1 pseudogene is annotated in these 317 nt (G+C 66.6%); it reads left to right on the forward strand.

Features of this window, described 5'->3' with window-relative positions:
- A pseudogene (locus tag B2585_RS10730) lies at positions 1-317 on the forward strand (leucine--tRNA ligase); the annotation flags it as partial.

Consider the following 317-nt stretch of genomic DNA (forward strand, 5'->3'; position numbering starts at 1 on the left):
GGCAAGAGCCAGGGCCTGCGTTTCGCGTTCGAGCGCACCGACGGCGGCGCGGCGATCGAGGTCTATACGACCCGCCCCGACACGCTCATGGGCGCGAGCTTCGTGGGTATCTCCCCCGATCACCCGCTTGCGAAAGAACTGGAAGCGGCCGACCCGAAAGTGGCCGACTTCTGTGCCACCGCGCGCAAGGGTGGCACCACCGCCGAGGCCATCGAAACGGCGGAAAAGCTGGGCTACGACACCGGCCTGCGCGTGAAACACCCGCTGGACCCGTCGTGGGAACTGCCCGTCTGGATCGCCAACTTCATCCTGATGGA

The organism is Maritimibacter sp. UBA3975 (assembly GCF_002384975.1).
Taxonomy (GTDB): Bacteria; Pseudomonadota; Alphaproteobacteria; order Rhodobacterales; family Rhodobacteraceae; genus Maritimibacter.